The organism is Ramlibacter sp. AN1133 (assembly GCF_037890035.1).
Taxonomy (GTDB): domain Bacteria; phylum Pseudomonadota; class Gammaproteobacteria; order Burkholderiales; family Burkholderiaceae_C; genus Ramlibacter.
On sequence record NZ_JBBKTQ010000012.1, the window covers coordinates 1 to 17,973 of the forward strand.

Below are 17,973 nucleotides of genomic sequence, written 5' to 3' on the forward strand. Positions count from 1 at the left end.
TCCAGCCGCCCAGGCTGGACCCACTCTGGCCAACCACCGATCATCCCCGCCTGCACCGAACGAGAGCCTAGATATTTGCGGGACAGGACACTAGCCGCGCGGCGGCCGCGGCCGGTTCTTCTGCCAGATCGCCAGCAGGATCAGGCCGTAGGCCACGATCCGCAGGCCGTAGATCGCCGGGCTGTCCTCCGACGCGGGCGCCATGACGCCCAGCGCGATGCGGTCGGCCGCCTCCAGCCAGAAGGACAGCGCGAACCACAGGAAGAAGCGGTCGCGCGTCTGCCGCCAGAAGCGGAAGAAGAACAGGCCCGCCACGAGCCAGCCGGTGGCGATCGCGCCCGTCAGCATCTGCTCCATGGTCAGTCTTCCTCCCAGATGAGGCCGAACAGCAGCAGCAGCACCGCGATCAGCGCCGCGACCAGCCGCGGCATGCCGAGGTCGACCTCGACCGGGAACACCACCCGGTCGAGCACCAGCAGCACGTTGTTGACGCTGAGCGCGCCGAAGCACAGCGCGCTCCAGAACAGCAGCCGGGCACCGCTGGCGCGCCAGCTGCGCCACAGCAGCACCAGGCACATGATCGACGTGAACGCGCAAAGCGAATAGATCACCGTGGCCATGCCGGCTATTCCTTCCGGAAGCGGAACGCATCGGCGAACTGCTGCGCGCGCCGGTCGATGCGGGAGTGGATGAGCCGTGTGACGGCGACGAGGTCGTGCGCGTACGCGGCGGCGAGCTGGTCGACCAGGTCGCGCAGCTCGGCCGCCGGCGCATAGCGGATCGCGCCGGGCCGCTCGGCCGCGGTCGCGATGCCGCTGGCGCGCAGCAGGGCCAGCAGTTCCGCGCCGCTCTGCTCGGCCACGTACAGCCGCCGGGCGAGTTGCGAAGCGCCCCAGGCCTCCTCGGGGTCCGCGCGCAGGAGCAGGACCGCCTCGAGGTAAGGCACCGAGGGAATGCTGGTGAGGATGAACCGGCGCAGCTCGGCCGGCAGCTCGCTGGAAGTCATTGTTGTTGCCTGCTCAGGCGCCGCCGCGCTGGTTTTCCCCCTTGCACCTTGTGCGCGCCCCTGTACATTGGCCGTGAATGTAGCGCCTGCCGCGCGTCGACGCTGCTCAGCAGGGATGATTTCACGAGCGTTGGAGCCCTTCGGGGCTCGCTTTTTTGGACGATGCGGCCGAAATGACTACGCCGCCACTGCCTCCCCTGCGCCTGTTCCTCGCCCTCTGGCCGCCGCCCGAAGTGGCCGCCGCCTTGCGGACACGGGCGCAGGCCTGGCACTGGCCCGCCAGCGCGCGGCGCACCCCGCCGGAGCGCCTGCACATCACGCTGCATTTCATCGGAGCGGTGCCCGCGGCGGACGTCCTGGCGCTGCAGGAGGCCCTGGACGTGCCGTGGACGGGTTGCGAACTGCTGCTGGACCGGGCCGAGGTCTGGCCGGGCGGGATCGCGGTGCTGGAAGCGACGCACGTTCCGCAAGCGCTGGGCGCGCTCCATGAAGCCCTGGGAGACCGGCTGCGCGAACGCGGCCTGCCGGTGGAATCACGCCGCTATCGGCCCCACGTGACCTTCGCGCGCAAGGCAACGGGCGCGCGACCGCCGGCGGAGCTCGCGCCCCTGCGCTGGACCGCCGGGCCCGCTTACCTGCTGATGCAATCGCTGCCGGGCGGCGAGGGCTACGTGCCGCTTCAGCGGTTCGGCTGACCCGAAGCGCGGCGCGCGCCCTCGATGGCACTGCGCGCGGCGATCTCGGCGCCGAGCGCCTGGTCGAGAGGCGAGCGGCACAGGCCGGCGTGCTGGTAGTGCAGGTTCTCGTAGAGCTCGGCGGTCGCCGGCGAAGCCTGGAGCACCGCTTCCAGGGCAGCGTCGTAGGGGACGGCGCGCAGCACCTCGGCCAGGTGTTCCACCACCCCCCGGTACTGCTGCGGGTCGACGGGCTCCGCGCTGCGGTCCAGACGCTCGAGCATGCGCGCCAGCATGACGAGATTCTTGGAAACGGTCGTGTTCATGCTTCCGAACTGAGGCTGGCGCGCCGTCTTTACAAGGGGCTGGGGAACGGCCATGGAAAAAGGGCCTGCCGGCTGGCAGGCCCTCGCGGTGGCTGGCCGACGTCGGGACGCGACATCGGCCGTCGAAACGCTGCCGCCGCTGCGGACCCCGGCGCTCAACCATGCCCCGGGTGGGTGTCCTCGAAATCAGGCTTGGCGGGGTCGGCTGGCGGCTTGCGGGCGGTGTCCGCCATGGCGGCATCGCGGATGGCGAACAGTGCCTGGAGGTCGCGCTCCATCTCCGCGTCGGGAGGGGGCTGCTGCGCGGGGGAGCCGCCGCGCTCCGCCGGCGTGGCCTGCAGGGGACCCGCGGGTGGTGCGGCGGGGTTCCAGCTCTTGGGATCGGGCATGTCGGCCACCTTGACCCCGGCGAACTCCCAGCCCAGGCTCAGGAGCCAGTCGCGGCAGCGCGGCTCGAAGCGCGAGAGCTCCTTCTCGAAGCTGTCCTGGAACGGGAAGACGTAGGGCAGCAGGCGGTCGTGCGCCTGCTTGACCACGAAATTCACGTGCAGGCCGCGCCTCCCGGTGCGGGTGACGGCGGAGAGCATGCGGCATTCGATCCAGTCGGAGGGGATGCCGTGCTTGCGCATGGTGTCGCGCAGGATCACCTGCACCAGCTCGCGCCGCGGCGCGTTGCGGCCGCCCTGCCCGTCCTGCGAGTCCGGTTCGTCCTCGTAGAACTGCGTGCTGGATTGCGTCGCCGGCCCGACCTTTTCCTTCTTCTCGTCCTTGCCGGGGGGGCTGTTCTTGAAAATGCGATCGATCAGGCCCATGCGGCCATTCTGCTTCATTCCCTGAGCTGGAAGCGCATGCGCGTGCCTGCCAGCTCCAGCACGTCAGCGTCCGTCAGCTGCACCGGCTCGGCGCCGAAGGCGGTGCCGTTGATCGTGGGTGCGGTCGTGCCCCCCAGCTGGTTGACGAAGAAGCCGCCGCGCCGGTGCGCGACGGACACCACGCAGACCCCCGGCTTGCCGAAGGTGGTGACGGCCTTCACCACCGGCATTTCCAGGCCGGCGGAGGACCCGTTCATCACGGAGAAGCTCGCCTGCAGCTGCGGCGGGTCGACGCTGAGCATCTGCGTGCCGCCGAAGGCGCTGGTGGGCTCCTCGCTGGCCTGCAGGTACTTGATGCGGTACGGGCCGATGGCGATCACGTCGCCGTCGTGGAGCCTGGTGCGCTCCTTGACCATGCGGTCGTTGACGTAGGTCCCGTTGGTGCTGCCCAGGTCCTGGAGGTAGACGTCGGCGACGCCCACCAGTTCGAAGGCACAGTGGTTCCCGCTGACGACCATCGTGTCCAGCACGATGTCGTTGCCCGGTTTGCGTCCCAGCGTCGTGCGGTCCTTGTGCAGGAACACGTGCTTGACCTCGACGCCCTTGACGCTTGCTATCAGCTGCGGCATGAACCACCTCCAGCCGTCCGCTGCGGCCGAGTCCCCATGCTAGCGAAGCCGGGCACCCCCCACAAGCGGAAACAGCTAGATGTATCCGACGACCTGCGGGACGTGGCGCAGATGCAGCGCCAGGCCGAGGGCGGCCATGTGGTTGCCGTTGCGACCGAGGATGCGCTCCGCCAGGGGCAGGAACACCGTTTCCTCGTAGCGGGCGTGGCGCAGGAAGGCCCGCACCAGTTCCTCCATCACCTCCGCGTCGACCTCGCTGCGGTTGCCGCGGGCGGCAGCGCGCACCGCGGGCTCCAGCCGCTTCCACAGGCCTTCCACCTCCCGGTGTTCGGCGGTGAGGCGCTCGATCATGCCGCGCACGGCCTTGCGTTCATTGGCGTTGGCGCTCTGCATCACGGCGGGGAAGAGTTCCGCCTCCTCCTCGGCGTGGTGCGGGATGATGGTCTGGCGGAACAGGTCCAGCGTGGTCTGCGCCATCTGGCGCGCGTGGTTGGCCGCATCCACCAGTTCGGGCAGCCGGGCGCTGCCTTCGAGCTGGGTGACGATGCCCAGGTGGCACCGCGTGAACGAGGTGAGCGGCGTCTCCAGCGTGGCGCCCTCGTCCGCGGCGTGCGCCGGGACGATCGTGGGCTCGTTCGCGGAAGTGCGCTGCAGCTCGCTCGTCGCGATCGGCTCGGGAGGAACACTGCTCATGGGGGGATGGCTCCTGGGTGCTTGATGCGGCGATGTTGCCGCCGACCCCGCTGGCCCAGTTGACACACGTCAAGCGACACGTTCGGGCGCCCCTGCACCATGACGGCAGAAGATCACGAAAGGAGTTCCCGCATGTTCCGCCACATCCTGCTCGCCACCGACGGCTCTTCCGCTTCCGAGCACGCCGCCCAGCTGGCGGTGGAACTGGCCCGCGTCCACAAGGCGCGCCTGACGGCGCTGTACGTGGTCGATCCCTACCCCTACCTGGGCGTCGGCGAGGCCAACCCGCTCGGCTTCCAGGCCTACATGTCCGCCGCCCTGCAGCACGCGGCCGAAGCGCACGCCAAGGTCATGGGCCTGTGCGGGCAGGCCCCCGCGGTGGAATTCCAGGCCCGCCTCGCGGAGGACGTGGCCGCCGCCACGGGCATCGTGCAGTCCGCCCGCCAGGTCGAAGCCGACCTGATCGTGGTCGGCTCGCATGGCCGCACGGGCGTCGCCCGCCTGATGCTGGGCAGCGTCGCCAGCAAGGTGGTCGCGGAGTCGCCGATCCCGGTGCTCGTCGCGCGCTGAGACCCGGCGAAGCCGTCATCGACCTGGCGTAGCCGGCGCCGCTTCCACGGCGAAGCCGTCATCCCCGCGCAGGCGGGGATCCATCCCCGCTACGCCTGCACCGTCGCGCCCGCCTCGCGCAGGCGCCCCAGCACGTCGTCCCACCGCTGCGTGTGTTCCGCGTGCAGCCGGCTGCCGGCCTCCAGCACGGGCTGGAACTTCCAGCCCTTCACCTGCGCCGCCTCGAACCACTCGCGCGTGCGCTGATCCACGATCCACACCGGCGTGCGCCAGGCGCCCCACGGCTCCGCGGTCCGCGCCATGTCGGGCCGGCCGGCCAGCGCGCCCGCCGCATAACTCAGGAGACCGTAGCGGCGCGGCGTCGAGGGCTGCCGGGGGCCGTCGTCGAAGGTCTCGAAGGTGGTCTTGTCTTCCAGCGCCGCGGGCAGCAGCTCGCGGGCGACCAGGTGATGGCCGCCCTCGTGCCCGTTGCCGCTTTCCGCATGCAGCAGGGGCCGCAGCTCGAAGCCCGTGAGGCCGCTCGCGCGCAGGCCCTCCGCGGCCTGGGGACCGACCACGTATTCGCCCGTCCAGTCGTCCACGTGGCTGATGGCGGTGCCCGCCACCGGCTTGCTCAGCCAGATCTTCTGCGGCAGCCGCACCGACCAGCGGCTGGCGGTGGGATGCAGCGTATCCGAGTGGTAGGCCGCCATGGTGGCCTTGGAATCGGCGCGGGTCTGGGTGATGGTGGAGCGGCACACGGCCTCGAAATGCGTCGCCGCGGCGAGGTCCGCGGGGCTGCACTGCATCTCGCGCAGGAAGCTCACGGGCTCGCCGTCGGCGAGCTCCAGCAGCCGGGGCAGCACGGGCCCGGAGGCATCGAAGAATTTCGGGAAGAGGAATCCGAGGGCGGGATGCGCCTTGGCCCCCAGGGCGCGGGCGAGCGCCTCGTCCGCGGCGAGGCGCCGGGCGAGGCCGGGGCTGCAGGGTCGCAGCGCGAGCATGACTTTCATGGGGCGTGATGGTAGCGGCAGCGGCCCCACGGCCGCGTCGGCGGATGCCGCATGCGACACTTGCGCCCGCCAAATGCCAGCTTCGCACCGCATCCCCAGCCCCGTGGCCATCGCGCTGGCCGGCCTCGTCTCCCTCGGTGTCGCCATGGGGATCGGGCGCTTCGCCTTCACGCCGCTGCTGCCGATCATGATGGCCGAGGGCAGCGTCAGCATCGCGGGCGCCAGCCTGCTGGCCAGCGCGAACTACCTCGGTTACCTGCTGGGCGCGCTGGCCTGCACCTTCCAGCCCTGGATCGCGCGCCGGCTCGGGTGGAGCACCGGGGTCGACGCGCCGCGGATGGTGCGCGCGGCGCTGGTCGCCACCGTGCTGCTGACGCTGGGGATGGCCCTGCACGTGCCCGCCGCCTGGACGGCGCTGCGCTTCGCGGCCGGCGTCGGCAGCGCGGTGGCCTTCCTCTACACCTCGTCCTGGTGCCTGGAGCAGCTCGCGCGCCGGCACGAGCCGGCGATGGGGGCGCTGATCTACGTCGGCCCCGGCGCGGGCATCGTGGCGAGCGGCCTGGCCGCGACCGGCCTGGTGGCCGCGGGCGCGCCGGCGAGCATCGGGTGGGTGACCTTCGCCCTGCTGGCCGTCGTCCTGACGGCGGCCGCCTGGAAGGTGTTCGACAGCCGGCACGGCGTCCCGGCGCCGGCGCTGACGGCCTCGGGCTCGCCGGACGCCCCTGCCGCGCCCATGGCAGGCGGCACGGAACTGGCCGCCCTCGCCTTCGCCTACGGCCTGGCCGGCATCGGCTACATCATCACGGCCACCTTCCTGCCGGTGATCGCGCGCCAGGCGCTGCCCGGGTCGCACTGGCTGGACCTGTTCTGGCCGCTGTTCGGCGCCGGCGTGATGGCCGGGGCACTGCTGGCGTCCCGCCTGCGCGGCGCAGCCGACCTGCGCGTGCGCCTGGCGGCCTGCTACGCGATCCAGGCGGCGGGGGTGGCGGCCAGCCTCGTGTCGCCGACGCTCGCCGGCTTCGCCCTCGGCAGCCTGCTGCTGGGACTGCCGTTCACGGCGATCACCTTCTTCGCCATGCAGGAGGCGCGCCGGTTGCGGCCGGCCAGCGCGGCGAGCTTCATGGGCCTGCTCACCGCGATGTACGGCGTGGGCCAGATCGCCGGGCCGCCGCTGGCCGCCTGGCTGGTGGCGCGCAGCGGAAGCGCCGCGCGCGGGTTCTCGCTGTCGCTGTGGATCGCCAGCGGCGTGCTGGCGGGCGGCGCGGTGCTGTACCTCGCGCTCGCGCGCGCCTACCCAGTGCGGCGCTGAGCGTCAGCGCTGCGCGAGCTGCGCCGGGCGCGCCCGGCTCAAGGCCGGATAGGGATTCACCGCCTCGCCCTGCCACCACTTGGGCGGCGTGCCGAGCCGGAACACCGCGAAGTGCAGGTGCGGCGTCTTCCGGTCCGCGTTGCCCGTCGTGCCCACGTAGCCGATCAGGTCGCCGCGGCGGACGTCCAGGCCTTCCCGCAGGCCCTGCGCGTACCCCTGCAGGTGGGCGTAGTAGTACGCCAGCTGCGACTGCGGGTCGTACTGGTAGACGGTCAGCCCGCCCGGCTTGCTGGTGAACAGCTTGGCGATGCGGCCGTCGTCCACTGCCACCACCGGCGTGCCGGCGGGCGCGAGGATGTCGATCGCCTCGTGCGGGCGGCTGCCGCGGCTTTGCTCGTAGTTGTCCGCCAGCGCGGTGGGCACGATGCCGGCGACGGGCACTGCGAGCGGACGCTGCGCCAGCAGCCGCGCGCCCTGCGGATCGCCGGGGTTGCGCACGGCGGGCAGGTCGGCCGCGGAAACCTTCTGCGGCGCCGTGCCGGAGGTGCCCGCGGGTTGCGCAGCGGAGGACGCACCGCCGCTGCCGGCGGGCGGGAAGGCCTGCCACATCTCGGTCATCGCGGCGGTGCCCTGCCCTCCTGGCGCCTGCCCGGGAGCAGCTGCAGCCGAGGGCTGCTGCGCGTTCGCCTCCGGCGGCGCGCCCATCGCGCTGGTCTGGGCGGCAGGCGATTCGCTGGCGGCCGGCGGGGCCGCGGCGACCTCTGACGCGCTGGCGTTCTCCGCCGGCGGCGTGGCCGCAACCGGCGGCGTGGCCCCGGTCGGCGGCGTGGCCGCGGCCTGCGGCGCATTGGCGCTGTCGGTGCCGTGCAGCACCGTGTCATCCGGCAGCGAGGCCCGCGGGGCCTGCACGGTGGTCTGCGGCGGCGACTGGTCGCAGGCCTGCAGGCCCAGCGCGGCGACGGCCGCCAGCAAGGTCAGGTGCCACCTCCTCATGACTGCACCTCCACCGCCATTCCCGGGCCGGCGATCGTCGACAGGCGCAGCACGTCCCAGTTGGTCAGGCGCACGCAGCCGTTGGTGGTCACGCGCGCCATCTGCGAGGGTTCGGCGGTGCCGTGGATGCCCGCGTGCTCCTTGCTCAGGCCCAGCCACATCACGCCCACCGGGTTGTTCGGGCCGGGCGGCAGCTTCAGTTTCTGGTCGCTCTTGGGATTGCGCAGCAGCGACGGGTCGTAGCTGTAGTCGGGGTTCTTCGCCTTGCTCACGATCTTGAGCGGGCCGAGCGGCAGCGGCGGATCGCCCAGGCTGATCGGGAAGGCACCCAGCACCTTGTCGCCGTCGCCCAGCACGTACAGCACCTTGTCGGACTTGTCGATGCGCAGCGAGGTGGCGCCCGCGGGCGCGGCGGTCGCGAGGCCCACGTCGGTCACCACGATCGCCTGCCCGGCCTGCAGGGTGCGGCCCTTGTTCAGCGCCGCCAGCAGCTTCGGGCTCATGTGGAAGCGCTCGGCGATCGCCTCCTGCATGCTCTGGTAGCCCAGCGAGGGCAGCTGCGCCTCCTGCTCCGGGTCGGCCGGCAGCTGCACGTACGGCCCGTTCACGTCGCCTTCGGTCAGCACGTAGGTGGCGAACGCGGGCGCGTTCTGCTGCGCAAGCGCCTGCCAGGTCGCCTCGTCCATCCTGCCCGTCGTGGGCAGGCCGCGCGAGAGCTGGAAGGCCTTCACCGCGCGTGCCGTGTTGGAGCCGAAGCTGCCGTCGATCTCGCCCACCGAGAACCAGGCGCGATCGAGCATCACCTGCGCGCGGATCACCGCCGGCCCCTTGGCGCCTTCGGCCAGCACCGGGGTGGCCGTGTCCGCGTTCCACTCCTGGATGTGCTGGCTGGCGTCGGCGGGGAAGTTCGCCGGCACGGCCGTGGCCGGGGCGGAGGACCTGGCGTGCGTGTTCTTGTGCTGCGCCGCCGCCGGCGCGGTTGCCGGCAGGGCGGCAAGGCCCAATGGCAGCGCCAGCGCGAGCGCGCGCAGGAGGGGGGAATGCTTGGGCATGGCAAGGCTCCGGTATGGAATGCCTTACCGTAGCGCTGGAAGGCCGGCGCGCTTGTAGTCGTGCAGCGAAGGGAGCAGTCGGCGAAAGCTGGCTGGGGCGAACCCCAGCCGGCGACCGAGCCGCTCAGCGCCCCTGTGGCTCCTTCTCCACGTCCGCCAGGAAATCGCTGGAACTCAGCTCGCTGAGCGTCCCGGCCTCGTGCAGCCAGCGCGGGTAGCGCTTGCGGAAGTCCGCCACCAGCGCCGCGAGCGGCACGTCGTCGTAGCGCCCGCGGTCTTCCAGGTACTCCATGTGCCGCTGGCCCGACTTGTCGAAGGGGTGGTAGATCGAATCGGTCTGGCCGTCGAACTCCAGCGGATGCAGGCCGAAGCGCTCGCACAGCGTGAGGTTGAACGCCGGCGTCGCCTTCACCCAGCGGCCGTCGAGCCACAGGTCCGCATAGCCGTGCCAGGTGAAGATGTCGGTCTCCATCGTCTCGCGCATGCGCTGGGTCGACAGGTGGTTGCGCACGTCGGCGAAGCCCATGCGGGCCGGAATGCCCGCGGCGCGGGACGCCGCGGCCAGCAGCGCCGCCTTCGTCACGCACCAGCCGTAGCCGATCTCCAGCACCGTGCTGGCACGCATGCCGTGCGGGCTCAGGTCGATGCGGTACGGGTCGTAGCGGAACTGGTCGCGCACCGCGTAGTACAGCGCCACGGCGCGCTCGCGGTCGGTGGCGCCGCGGGCGTGTTCGGCCGCGAAGGCGCGCACCGCGGCGTGGCCGCTGTCCACGAGGTCGGAGGGCGCGAGGCAGGAGTGGGGATCGTCGATCGGCATGCGGGGCTCAGGCAAAGCGCACCGAAAGCGGCGCGAGGGGTGGATCGAATGCGGCGCGCCATTGCTCGCCGCGGTGCACCGGCCAGGCGTCGGTCCAGGTGCCCGTGGTCACGACGTCGCCGGGCAGCAGGTCCGGCGCGCCGGGGCAATCGCGCAGCGCCGAGAGGAAATGCGCCAGCGCGTGCAGGGGACCCTCGAGCACGTTGGCGCCGGTGCCCTGGTCGATGCGGTCGTCGCCCTTGAAGAGCGTGATGCGCGCGGCGGCCAGCTGCGCGTCGAAGCCGGCGCCGTCCCGCGGCAGCGCCTCGACGGGGATCCTGCGGCCCACCAGCAGGCGGCCATGCAGGCCGCTGTCGGCCACGGTGTCGGCGGCGGTGAACTTCCAGTCCTTCAGGTGCGACTGCACGATCTCGAAACCCGGCGCGATCCATTCCACGCAGGCCAGCAGCTGGTCGAGCGTCGCGCGCGCCGGCGGCGTGGCCTTCAGGCCGAACACGCACTCCGGCTCGATGCGCGGCTGGCAGGTGCCGGCCAGCGCGATCTCGCCCTCGCCCTCGCAGAAGGACAGCGTCGTGTTCCACACCGTGCCCCAGATCGGCGCGTAGACGCCGTAGCGCTCCCAGAGCGTGCGGTTGGTGAAGCCCACCTTGTAGCCGCGCGGCTGCTCGCCCCGGTGGATGCGCAGCTGCCGCACGGTGAGGGCACGCTCGTACGCCTCGCCCACGTCGAGGCCGCAGCCCGCCGGCCACAGCGTGCCGTCGTCCAGGTGCCGGAGCAGCAGTTCCGCCTTCATGGGCGCAGCTTAACGCGCCACGACCGGCTGCCGCCCGCCGAGGTGCATGCCCCCATCGAGCAGCAGCAATTCCCCCGTGGTGGTGCGCGCGCCGTCCACCAGCCACACGATGGCCTCGGCCACGTCCTCGGGCGTGGAGGCGCGCTGCAGGGGTGCCGTCTTTTCGACGGTGGCCTTCAGGCGCTCGAAGCCTTCCTGCCCGATGCCGTCGACGAACCAGCGGCTGGTGATCAGGCCGGGGCACACCGCGTTGACGCGGATCTCCGGCGCGAGGTTGCGCGCCAGGTGCAGCGTCATGGCGTTCATCGCCCCCTTGGAGGCGATGTAGGGCAGCGAGGAGCCGATGCCCAGCGAGCCCGCGATCGACGACACGTTGACGATGCAGCCTCGCGTCGCCTTCAGGTGCGGCACGCAGGCGCGCACCATCTGGAAGCTGCCGACGGTGTTGACGGCGTAGATGCGCTGGAACGCTTCGAGGTCGAGCGCGTCCCAGCCGGCGGACTCGCCGAACACCGAGATGCCGGCGTTGTTCACCAGCGCGTCGATGCGGCCCCAGCGCTCCGCCGCCGCCGCGGCCAGGGCGCGGCAGTCGGCATCCTGCGCCACGTCGCCGCGCAGCAGCAGCGTGTCGGCACCGGCGGCGCGGCAGGCTTCCTCGGTCGCCTGCGCCTCGGCCTGGCTGCGCGAGTAGTTGATCACCACGTCGTAGCCGCGGCGCGCGAGGCCCTGCGCGGTGGCTGCGCCCACCCCCGTGGCCGAGCCGGTCACGAGGGCGACTTTTCGCGCGCCGCTCATGGCTTGCCCACCTGCGCCATCGCCGCCTTGCGGTCCGCCTGCACCTTCTGCGCCGCCTGCCGCTCGCCGAGCATCGCCAGGTAGGGCTTGTAGTCCAGGCCCTGGGCCAGCAGCAGGTCCTCGCCGTAGATCGTCTTCGTGGCCAGGCCCACCAGCGGCAGGTCGGTGAAGGCGCTGCAATCCGCCATCGTGAAGGTGTCGCCGGCCGCGAAGGGCGCGAACTTCAGCAGGCGCTGGACCGCGCCTGTCCTCTGCTCCACCTCCTTGCGGATGCGGGCGGAATTGCTTTCCGACAGCGGCGGCGCGCCGAAGAAGGCCGAGGGATAGAGCTGGCGCGCGGCCATCTCCAGGTGCCAGTCGAGGAAGGTCACCAGCTCGCGCACCTTGGCGGCGGCGAACGGGTCGCGCGGCAGCAGGGGCTTTTGCGGATACGTCGCCTCCAGGTATTCCAGGATCACCTGGCTTTCGCACAGGCAGCCTTGTTCGGTCGAGAGATATGGGATCTTGCCCAGCGGCGAGGCCGCCAGCAGCGCCTCGCCCTTCTCGCGCACGCCCTCGTGCCGCTCCTCGAAGGGCACGCCCTTTTCCAGCAGGGCGAGCTTGACCTTGTTGTAGTAGTTGCTGATGGGAAAGCCGTGCAGGGTCAGCATGGGACGCTCCTCATTCGATCTTGGCGCCCGATTCCTTCACCACCTTGGCCCACTTGGCGGTCTCGGCCTGGATCAGGCTGGCGAGCGCGTCGGGCGTGCCGGGGTTGGCGTCCAGCCCCAGCTTGGCGAGCTTCTCCTTCACGTCCGGCATGGCCATCACCTTGAGCGTCTCCGCGTTGATGCGCATCTGCACGTCGCGCGGGATGCCGGGGGAGCCGAGCAGCGCGAACCACGAGGTGGCCTCGAAGCCGGGCAGGCCCGACTCCGCGATGGTCGGGATGTTCGGCGCGGCGGGCGACCGGTGCGCGCTGGTGACGGCGATCGCCTTGATCTTGCCTTCCTGCACCAGGGGCAGCGCCGAAGGCATGTTGTCGAAGATCATCTGGATGCGCCCGCCGATCAGGTCGGGGATCGCCTCGGCGCGGCCCTTGTACGGGATGTGCTGCATCTTCACGCCGGCCAGCGTGTTGAACAGCTCGCCCGACAGGTGGATCGAGGTGCCGCTGCCCGAGGAGCCGAAGAACAGCTGCTGCTTCTTCGCCAGCTCGATCAGCTCCTTGACGTTGCCGGCCGGCACGTTGTTGTTCACGACCAGCAGGTTCGGCGTGGAGGCGAGGAAGCTGATCGGCGTGAAGTCCTTGACGTTGTTGTACGGGATCTTCTGGTACAGCGACGGGTTGATGGCATGCGTGCCCACGGTGCCGATCACCAGCGTGTGGCCGTCGCCCGGCGCCTTGGCCACCATGTCGGCGCCGATGTTGCCGCCGGCGCCCGGCTTGTTGTCCACCGTGATCGGCTGGCCCAGGGGGGCCCACTTCTCGGCCAGCACGCGCGCCAGCGTATCGGGCGCGCCGCCGGGCGGGAAGGTGACCACGATGCGCACGGGCCTGGTGGGCCAGGCGCCGGCCTGGGCGTGCGCCTGCGGCACGCCGGCGGCGAGGACGAGGCCGGCCACGGCGGCGACGGCGATGGCGGGCAGGCGCGAACGGTGCATGGGAAAGGTGTCGTTGGTTGGCATGCAACCATTCTCCGGCGCGGCGCGTGCGCTGCAAATGCTCGTGTCCCCTAGTCCCGGCGGGGACACCGGTATCCTCCCTCCCATGGCCCCGACCGTCCCCACCTCCGAAGAGCTCGCCCTGCTGGAGCCCTTCACGCGGCTCGGGCTCGATCGCATCGCGCTGGTCGCCACCGCGGCCGAGGCCGCTCGTGCGGCCGACACCCTGCTGCGCGCGCCGGCCTGGGGCTTCGACACCGAATCGCGGCCGACCTTCGTCACCGGCCAGGCCTCCGAGGGCCCGCACGTGATCCAGCTCGCCACCCTGGAACAGGCCTTCGTGTTCCAGCTCCACGACCCGGAGTGCCGCGGCGTGGCCGGCGAGCTGCTGGCGCGCGCAGGCATCGTCAAGGCAGGCTTCGGCTTGCGCGACGACAAGCGGCGCATCGTCGACAAGCTCGGCGTCGAGCCGCGCGACGTGCTGGACCTCGACACGCTGTTCCGCCAGCGCGGCTACCGCAAGCAGGTGGGCGTCAAGACGGCGGTGGCGGTGCTGTTCGGCAAGCGCTACCAGAAGTCCAAGCGCGCGGCCACCTCCAACTGGGCCCAGCGCTCGCTCACCGAATCGCAGCTGCTGTATGCAGCCAACGACGCCTGGGCCGCCCTGTGCGTCTATGAAGCGCTGCGCATGCAGCCCGCGGGCCAGCGGCGCTAACGGCGGGCGAGGACTTCCTGCACCTTGCGCAGCAGCACGTCGATCAGCACCGGCTTGCGCAGCAGCTCGAACTTCTGCGCCACCAGGTCGGTATCCATCGCCTCCTGTGCGTAGCCGGTGATCAGGATCACCTTCAGGCCGGGACGGGTCGCGCGCGCGGCGTCGGCGAGCTGCTTGCCGCTCACGCCGCCGGGCAGGCCGATGTCGGTCAGCAGCAGGTCCACCGGGCCGAGCGCGTTGAGCAGCTGCGCGCCCTCCGGGCCGCTCGCGGCGGCATGCACGGCATAGCCGAGGCCCGAGAGCGTCTCCACCGCCAGCGTGCGCACGATCTCGTCGTCCTCCACCACGACGATGATCTCGCCGCGGCCCTGCACCAGGTCGGCCGGCGCGGGCTGCACGAGCGGGCCGTCCGCCGCATCGCCCTCGTACCGCGGCAGCAGGATGGACACGCTGGTGCCCTCGCCTTCGCGGCTCTCGATCAGCGCGAAGCCGCCCGACTGGCGCGCGAAGCCGTACACCATGGACAGCCCCAGGCCGGTGCCCTGCCCGATCGGCTTGGTGGTGAAGAAGGGGTCGAAGGCGCGCTCGATCACGTCCGGCGGCATGCCCGTGCCCGTGTCGCTCACCGACAGGCGCACGAAGTCGCCCGCATCGAGCGTGTCGGCGGGCCCCACCTGCGTGCGCGGGAGCGTCGCGTTGGCCGTCCGCAGCGTCAGGCTGCCGCCCTGCGGCATCGCGTCGCGGGCATTGATCGCCAGGTTGAGGATCGCGCTTTCCAGCTGGTTCGGGTCGCAGCGGATCGGCCAGACGCCCGGCGCGAGATCGGTCGCCAGCGTGATCGACTCGCCGCAGGTGCGCCGTACCAGTTCGCGCAGCGATTGCACCAGCGCATTCAGGTCCACCTGCTGCGGCGCCAGCGGCTGCTGCCGCGCGAACGCCAGCAGCCGGTGCGTCATGGCGGCCGCGCGCTGGGCGGAATTCATCGCCATGTCGACGAAGCGCGGAATGTTGCCGGTGCGGCCCGTGGCCTCGAGCTTGCGGATCACGTCCAGCGCGCCGACGATCCCCTGCAGCATGTTGTTGAAGTCGTGCGCGATGCCGCCGGTGAGCTGGCCGATGGCCTCCATCTTGTGGGCCTGGCGCAGCTGTTCCTCGGCGTGCAGCAGCTGCTCGGTGCGCAGCTGCACCTGCCGCTCCAGCTCCTCGCGCGAGCGGCTCAGCACCTCGCGCGCGTCCACGATGTCCTGGATGTCGGTGCAGGTGCCGAACCAGCGCACGATGCCGCCCGCCGCGTCGCGCAGCGGCTGCGCGCGCCCGAGCACCCAGCGGTAATGGCCCGAGCGGTGGCGCAGGCGGTATTCGATGTGGTACGGCTCGCCGGTCGCGAGGCTGTGGCGCCACACGGCCCACGCGCGCTTCTGGTCCTCCGGGTGGAACATGCCGCTCCATGCCTCCCCGTCGGTGGTGCCGTAGGGCACGCCCGTGTACTCGTACCAGCGGTCGTTGTAGTAGTCGTGGAAGCCGTCGGCGCGCGTGGACCAGATCATCTGGTCGATCGAGTTGGTGATGGCGCGGAACTTGGCCTCGCTTTCGCGCAGGGCCTCCTGCGCCGCCACGCGCTGGGTGGCGTCGGTCGCCTGGATGAAGATGCCGGTGATGCGCGCGGCGTCGTCGCGCACCGGCTGGAACACGAAGTCCACGATCCGCTGCTGCAGCGCCCCGCCGCCGGCGCCGCGCAGCTGCACCGTCACCTCGCTGCCGACATAGGCCTCGCCCGAGGCGTACACGGCGTCGAGCATCTGCACGAAGCCCTGGTCGGCCAGCTCCGGCAAGGCCACCCCCACCGTGCGACCCACCAGGTCGCGCTCGCCCACCAGGCGCAGGTAGGCCTCGTTGGCGAACAGGTATTCGTGCCGCGGACCGCCCAGCCACGCGACGGCGGCGGGCGCGTCGCGGAACAGCCGCTCCAGTTCCTGCAGGCCGTAGCGCGAGGGGCCGGCGGCGACCGCGGCGACGCGCTGGTCGGTCGCGGTGTTCACTGGATCATCCTCAACAGGCGCCCCAGCAGGTCGTTGACGATCTCCTGCACCGGGTCGCTGCGCGGCACCTCGCGCGGCTTCGGCCGCGGCCGCGGGATGTCGAATTCGGCTCGCGCGTCGACGGCGCGGCTGCGCAGCGCCTGCGTGAAGAAGTCGCCCACGATCGGCAGCGCGCTGCGGGCGCCCGGGCCCCAGCTGTCGCCCATCGTGAGGCGCTGGTCGTTGAAGCCGACCCAGGCGCCCGCCACGAGCTGCGGGTGGATCAGGATGAACCAGCCGTCGGTGTTGTCCTGGGTGGTGCCGGTCTTGCCGGCCACGTCGGCCTGGATGCCGTAGCGCGTGCGGATCGCGTTGCCGGTGCCTTCGTCGACCACGCCGCGCATCACGTTCACGAGCTGCAGCGCGCGCGGCTTGGGCATCACCTCCTCGCCCTTGGGGCGGGTGAACAGGGCGAGGGTGTGGCCCTTGCGGTCCTCCACCCGGGCGATCAGCTGCGGCTCGCCCAGGTAGCGGCCGTTGTTGGCCAGCGTGCCGTAGGCGGTGACCATCTCGCGCAGCGTGACCGGGCTGGTGCCCAGCGCCAGCGACAGCACCGGCTCGAGCTTGCTCTCGCGCACGCCCAGGCCCTGGGCGAGGTCGATCACCTTGGCGGGGCCCACCCGCTGCATCACCTGCGCCGTGATGCTGTTGCGCGAGTGCACGAGGCCGTCGCGCAGCGTCATCGGCTGGTTGCTGGGCGGCGTGGTGTCGCGCGGGCTCCAGACGGCGCCGCCGCGGTCGCGGAGCGCCACCGCCTGGTCGATGAACACGTCCTCGGGCGTGAGGCCCTCGGCGAACGCCGCGCCGTAGACGAAGGGCTTGAAGGTGGAGCCGGGCTGCCGGCGCGCCTGGTTCACGTGGTCGAACTGGTCGACGGCGAAATCGCTGCTGCCCACCCACGCCAGCACCCGGGCGCTGCGCGGATCGATGGCCAGGAAGCCCGCCTGCAGCAGCGCGCGCTCCTCGCCGCGGCGGCGGCCGCGGTCCACGATGCCCTGCAGCTGCCCGAGCTGGCGCGCCACCGCCTGGTTGGCGGCCTTCTGCAGCCGCGTGTCGATGGTGGTGCGCACGACCAGGCCGTCGGCGTAGATGTCGAAGTCCTCGCGGTCGGCCCAGGAGATCAGCCACTTGCGCACCTGCTGCGCCACGTGCGGCGCGATGCCGATCGGCTCGGTCTGCCGCTCGAAGTCGATGCGCAGCGGCCGTGCCGCCAGCACCTCGGCGCGCTTCGCATCGAGCTTGCCGTACTTCGCCATCTGGGCCAGCACGGTGTTGCGGCGCTCGCGCGCGCGCTCCGGGTTGAGCACCGGGTTGTAGTAGCTCGTGCCCTTGAGCATGCCGATCAGCGTGGCGCTTTCCAGCACGTCCAGCTTGTCGGCCGACTTGTCGAAATACGTCCGCGCGGCCATCTCGATGCCGAAGGCGTTGTACAGGAAGGGCACGGTGTTGAGGTAGACCTCCAGGATCTCCTGCTTGGAGTAGATCGCCTCGATCTTCAGCGCCGTGATCGCCTCCTTCACCTTGCGCGTGACCGAGGCGGCGCGGCCGATCTCCTGCGGGTACAGGTTGCGCGCGAGCTGCTGCGTGATGGTGGAGCCGCCCTGGCGCACGCCGCGCAGCGTGTTGAGGACCGCGCCGGCGGTGCGGCGGAAATCGATGCCGTGGTGTTCGTAGAAGCGGCGGTCCTCGGTGGCGATCAGCGCGTCCACCACCGGCTTGGAGATCCGGTTCAGCGGCACCCACTCGCGGTTGACGCGCTTGAACTCGGCGAGCACCACGCCGTCGGAGGACATGACGACCGTCGGCACCTCGGACTTGGCCTTGCGCAGGTCGGAGATGCTGGGCGTGTAGGGGATGAGCACCAGCACGTACGCCAGGAACAGCGTGGGCAGCGCCAGCGCCGCGCGCACGGGGTGGCGCCGCGCGAGATCGCGCAGGCGGTGCGACAGAACGACGGCCCAGGCCTGGGCCCGGGCAAGGGCCGGGGACATCCGCTGAAATCTAGTGAGGGGTGTGGCTGAGCGATGTAGGACTCGGGCGCGTGGACACAGTTCAGCTGCCTGCGTAAGCCGATG

The 17,973-nt window shown here is 71.4% G+C and carries 21 protein-coding genes; 4 read left to right on the forward strand and 17 right to left on the reverse strand.

Annotated features, from left to right (window positions below):
* Positions 1-90 precede the first annotated feature (90 nt).
* From WG923_RS17490 to WG923_RS17500, 3 genes are read right to left on the reverse strand one after another with little or no spacing between them, the layout of a single operon-like run.
* Positions 91-357 (reverse strand): DUF5985 family protein, encoded by a 267-nt coding sequence (locus WG923_RS17490; RefSeq protein WP_340352264.1) that lies wholly within the window; start codon positions 355-357, stop codon positions 91-93.
* Between the two features lie 2 nt (positions 358-359).
* Positions 360-620 carry a DUF5985 family protein gene (locus WG923_RS17495; RefSeq protein ID WP_340352265.1) on the reverse strand — a complete coding sequence of 87 codons (261 nt, stop codon included), beginning with the start codon at positions 618-620 and terminating at the stop codon, positions 360-362.
* A 5-nt stretch (positions 621-625) separates the two neighbouring features.
* Entirely contained in the window at positions 626-1,006 is a 381-nt protein-coding gene (locus WG923_RS17500) for a hypothetical protein (protein ID WP_340352266.1), read from the reverse strand.
* A gap of 173 nt (positions 1,007-1,179) precedes the next feature.
* Here WG923_RS17500 and thpR point away from each other — a divergent pair, with 173 nt between their 5' ends.
* Positions 1,180-1,701: an RNA 2',3'-cyclic phosphodiesterase gene (gene thpR, locus WG923_RS17505; RefSeq protein WP_340352267.1), complete on the forward strand. Its 522-nt coding sequence runs from the start codon at positions 1,180-1,182 to the stop codon at positions 1,699-1,701.
* Here thpR and WG923_RS17510 read toward each other — a convergent pair.
* The 4 genes from WG923_RS17510 to WG923_RS17525 all read right to left on the reverse strand — a co-directional run bounded on the left by WG923_RS17510 (position 1,686) and on the right by WG923_RS17525 (position 4,140).
* Positions 1,686-2,006: a hypothetical protein gene (locus tag WG923_RS17510; RefSeq protein WP_340352268.1), complete on the reverse strand. Its 321-nt coding sequence runs from the start codon at positions 2,004-2,006 to the stop codon at positions 1,686-1,688. The genes thpR and WG923_RS17510 overlap by 16 nt on opposite strands.
* A gap of 155 nt (positions 2,007-2,161) precedes the next feature.
* Positions 2,162-2,818 carry a hypothetical protein gene (locus WG923_RS17515; RefSeq protein WP_340352269.1) on the reverse strand — a complete coding sequence of 219 codons (657 nt, stop codon included), beginning with the start codon at positions 2,816-2,818 and terminating at the stop codon, positions 2,162-2,164.
* A gap of 14 nt (positions 2,819-2,832) precedes the next feature.
* Positions 2,833-3,447 carry an FHA domain-containing protein gene (locus WG923_RS17520; RefSeq protein ID WP_340352270.1) on the reverse strand — a complete coding sequence of 205 codons (615 nt, stop codon included), beginning with the start codon at positions 3,445-3,447 and terminating at the stop codon, positions 2,833-2,835.
* 75 nt (positions 3,448-3,522) lie between these two features.
* A complete protein-coding gene (locus WG923_RS17525; RefSeq protein ID WP_340352271.1) occupies positions 3,523-4,140 on the reverse strand; it encodes a hemerythrin domain-containing protein in 618 nt (205 codons plus the stop codon).
* Positions 4,141-4,272: 132 nt separating this feature from the next.
* On the opposite strand from WG923_RS17525, the gene WG923_RS17530 reads away from it, so the two are divergent.
* The gene (locus tag WG923_RS17530; RefSeq protein WP_340352272.1) at positions 4,273-4,710 is read left to right on the forward strand and encodes a universal stress protein; all 438 of its coding nucleotides are present in this window, start codon (positions 4,273-4,275) and stop codon (positions 4,708-4,710) included.
* A gap of 89 nt (positions 4,711-4,799) precedes the next feature.
* On the opposite strand, the gene WG923_RS17535 is transcribed toward WG923_RS17530, so the two are convergent.
* On the reverse strand, positions 4,800-5,702 hold the full coding sequence (locus tag WG923_RS17535; RefSeq protein WP_340352273.1) for a hypothetical protein: 903 nt from the start codon (positions 5,700-5,702) through the stop codon (positions 4,800-4,802).
* A 73-nt stretch (positions 5,703-5,775) separates the two neighbouring features.
* Here WG923_RS17535 and WG923_RS17540 point away from each other — a divergent pair, with 73 nt between their 5' ends.
* A complete protein-coding gene (locus tag WG923_RS17540; protein WP_340352274.1) occupies positions 5,776-7,011 on the forward strand; it encodes a YbfB/YjiJ family MFS transporter in 1,236 nt (411 codons plus the stop codon).
* 3 nt (positions 7,012-7,014) lie between these two features.
* Here the strand turns inward: WG923_RS17540 and WG923_RS17545 are convergent, their stop codons facing one another.
* The 7 genes from WG923_RS17545 to WG923_RS17575 form a co-directional block, all read right to left on the reverse strand.
* The gene (locus WG923_RS17545) at positions 7,015-8,004 is read right to left on the reverse strand and encodes a M23 family metallopeptidase (RefSeq protein ID WP_340352275.1); all 990 of its coding nucleotides are present in this window, start codon (positions 8,002-8,004) and stop codon (positions 7,015-7,017) included.
* The gene (locus tag WG923_RS17550) at positions 8,001-9,056 is read right to left on the reverse strand and encodes a L,D-transpeptidase (RefSeq protein WP_340352276.1); all 1,056 of its coding nucleotides are present in this window, start codon (positions 9,054-9,056) and stop codon (positions 8,001-8,003) included. Before WG923_RS17550 ends, WG923_RS17545 begins: the two co-directional genes overlap by 4 nt.
* A 124-nt stretch (positions 9,057-9,180) precedes the next feature.
* Positions 9,181-9,873 (reverse strand): transglutaminase-like domain-containing protein, encoded by a 693-nt coding sequence (locus WG923_RS17555; RefSeq protein ID WP_340352277.1) that lies wholly within the window; start codon positions 9,871-9,873, stop codon positions 9,181-9,183.
* A 7-nt stretch (positions 9,874-9,880) separates the two neighbouring features.
* Positions 9,881-10,666, reverse strand: coding sequence for a 2-keto-4-pentenoate hydratase (locus WG923_RS17560; RefSeq protein ID WP_340352278.1), 786 nt, complete (start codon positions 10,664-10,666; stop codon positions 9,881-9,883).
* 9 nt (positions 10,667-10,675) lie between these two features.
* Positions 10,676-11,461 (reverse strand): SDR family NAD(P)-dependent oxidoreductase, encoded by a 786-nt coding sequence (locus tag WG923_RS17565; RefSeq protein ID WP_340352279.1) that lies wholly within the window; start codon positions 11,459-11,461, stop codon positions 10,676-10,678.
* Positions 11,458-12,111, reverse strand: coding sequence for a glutathione S-transferase family protein (locus WG923_RS17570; protein ID WP_340352280.1), 654 nt, complete (start codon positions 12,109-12,111; stop codon positions 11,458-11,460). Before WG923_RS17570 ends, WG923_RS17565 begins: the two co-directional genes overlap by 4 nt.
* A 10-nt stretch (positions 12,112-12,121) precedes the next feature.
* Positions 12,122-13,129 (reverse strand): Bug family tripartite tricarboxylate transporter substrate binding protein, encoded by a 1,008-nt coding sequence (locus tag WG923_RS17575; RefSeq protein WP_340352281.1) that lies wholly within the window; start codon positions 13,127-13,129, stop codon positions 12,122-12,124.
* A gap of 82 nt (positions 13,130-13,211) precedes the next feature.
* Between WG923_RS17575 and WG923_RS17580 the strand changes: the two genes are divergently transcribed.
* Positions 13,212-13,820, forward strand: coding sequence for a 3'-5' exonuclease (locus tag WG923_RS17580; protein ID WP_340352282.1), 609 nt, complete (start codon positions 13,212-13,214; stop codon positions 13,818-13,820).
* Here WG923_RS17580 and WG923_RS17585 read toward each other — a convergent pair.
* Complete coding sequence (locus WG923_RS17585; protein WP_340352283.1) at positions 13,817-15,859, reverse strand: hybrid sensor histidine kinase/response regulator; 2,043 nt, start codon at positions 15,857-15,859, stop codon at positions 13,817-13,819. The two genes, WG923_RS17580 and WG923_RS17585, sit on opposite strands and share 4 nt — an antisense overlap.
* Positions 15,856-17,889 (reverse strand): penicillin-binding protein 1A, encoded by a 2,034-nt coding sequence (locus WG923_RS17590; RefSeq protein ID WP_340352284.1) that lies wholly within the window; start codon positions 17,887-17,889, stop codon positions 15,856-15,858. Before WG923_RS17590 ends, WG923_RS17585 begins: the two co-directional genes overlap by 4 nt.
* Positions 17,890-17,973 lie beyond the last annotated feature (84 nt).